Origin of the sequence: Nitrosomonas sp. Nm33, assembly GCF_900107265.1 — a bacterium.
GTDB lineage: Bacteria > Pseudomonadota > Gammaproteobacteria > Burkholderiales > Nitrosomonadaceae > Nitrosomonas.
This window is the reverse complement of record NZ_FNPJ01000157.1, coordinates 1-1,489: the sequence shown is the minus strand read 5'-3', so window position 1 is coordinate 1,489 and position 1,489 is coordinate 1. Positions and strand designations below refer to the sequence as shown.

General features: G+C 43.1%; 3 protein-coding genes. 1 reads left to right on the top strand and 2 read right to left on the bottom strand.

The annotated features are described in order from the left end of the window. A partial coding sequence (locus BLV54_RS15210) for a transposase (RefSeq protein ID WP_090572414.1) occupies positions 1 to 323 on the top strand: 323 nt, incomplete at its 5' end. A gap of 20 nt (positions 324 to 343) precedes the next feature. On the opposite strand, the gene BLV54_RS17435 is transcribed toward BLV54_RS15210, so the two are convergent. Next, positions 344 to 583 (bottom strand): ABC-three component system middle component 5, encoded by a 240-nt coding sequence (locus BLV54_RS17435; protein WP_090572413.1) that lies wholly within the window; start codon positions 581 to 583, stop codon positions 344 to 346. Continuing rightward, positions 583 to 1,122: an ABC-three component system protein gene (locus tag BLV54_RS15200; protein WP_090572412.1), complete on the bottom strand. Its 540-nt coding sequence runs from the start codon at positions 1,120 to 1,122 to the stop codon at positions 583 to 585. Before BLV54_RS15200 ends, BLV54_RS17435 begins: the two co-directional genes overlap by 1 nt. Positions 1,123 to 1,489: the final 367 nt, after the last annotated feature.

The following is a 1,489-nucleotide window of genomic DNA, read 5'->3' as shown; positions in this document are numbered from 1 at the left end:
CGATTGGTGCCCTGATTGGAAAGTTACTGGTAACCATCGGCCTGTTTGAAGCCAACATCAATGCTGATGTGTTTCATGGATGGGCGATGCAGGACCTGTTGCCTAAATTGCCACTACATTCCATCGTTGTGATGGACAATGCCACCTTCCATAAGAGACTAGACACACGGGATGCCATACATAACGCCGGGCATACCCTTGAATACCTTCCCGCTTATTCTCCTGATCTCAATCCCATCGAACACAAATGGGCACAGGCCAAGGCGCTCCGTAGACAACAAAACCAAACCGTCGATACGCTCTTCAAATCCTATGCATTCTGAATCATTCTTAACTGGTTAGGCTATATAATGCGCTTCGTATTGCGCATAGACTCGAAAGGATCAGGTATTTCCGCAAGCAAGCGCCTATAAGTGCTCAGTTCAGCAGGAAGTGGCCTTATGTGCTTCAACATGTGAGGGAAAACGATATAAAAATCGAGTAACCGATACAGCTCAAGTTCAATAACCTCATGAACCGTGTGTTCGAGAAGAAGCAATGTTCTAAAAACACAGTGATTGACATCCTGTGCTGGGTGGTACATTAGCATTCTGGCTCCCAAATGAGATGGCATTTTCCTGTTAGGAAATAAAGCATTCCACTTACTGTTTCTGTCGTTATCGTACAATCAAATCTGACAATCGCCTGATGAACAGGCTTTATCAGTTCTTCGAATATCAGTTGGTCAATCTCTTGACTACTTGCTCCAGAAACAATCCTGGGATAGATGGTTTGGTACCAAATCGTGTTGATTGCCGAAAGAATCTGGATATACACATACTGCTCAGTGATCGACATCTGGTTTTTTGCGACCCGCCGAGCAAACTTGTTTTTGAGAAAACTCGCTCGACCAAACAAATCGAGCTGATCACCCCGTTCTAGCTTCTTTTCTAATCCTACTATCTCTCGTTCAGGGTGCTCTGTTATGTAATCAGCTAAATCCTCAAGAATATCAACTAGCTTGTCTTCACCTCGCCAGGTTTTTTTAACTTGCTCGATAGCTGTCTCAAGATTGGTTAGAGAAGCAAAGTTATTATCGCCTATATGATTGGCCCGGCCTTGATATTGTGCGCCTACATCCATAACTAGAAGTTATTATCCCCGTTATGAGTGGAATTACCGCTATATGTAACTTTCGGCCCTTCAGATTGGCTCGTACGCTCCCGCGTCTCTTTCGACTGCAGGATGGCGACTAAAAAAACAATTAGCAGAGTTACAATGAGAAGAAACGTTAATGCAAATAGCTTATCACTGCCAAACAACGCTACGATTTGCTCACTGAAAACCTGATTCAGAATGATATAGATGAGAAAAGCTACGACGCCTACCGAACCAGTTGCTTTAATAATTTTAGGTGTAAGAATTTCTAGCGTTGTTTACAGTATTGTGGAGAATACTGTAAATGAACATGCACAAACATATAAGACTTACGCCACTTGATCGTCAGGAG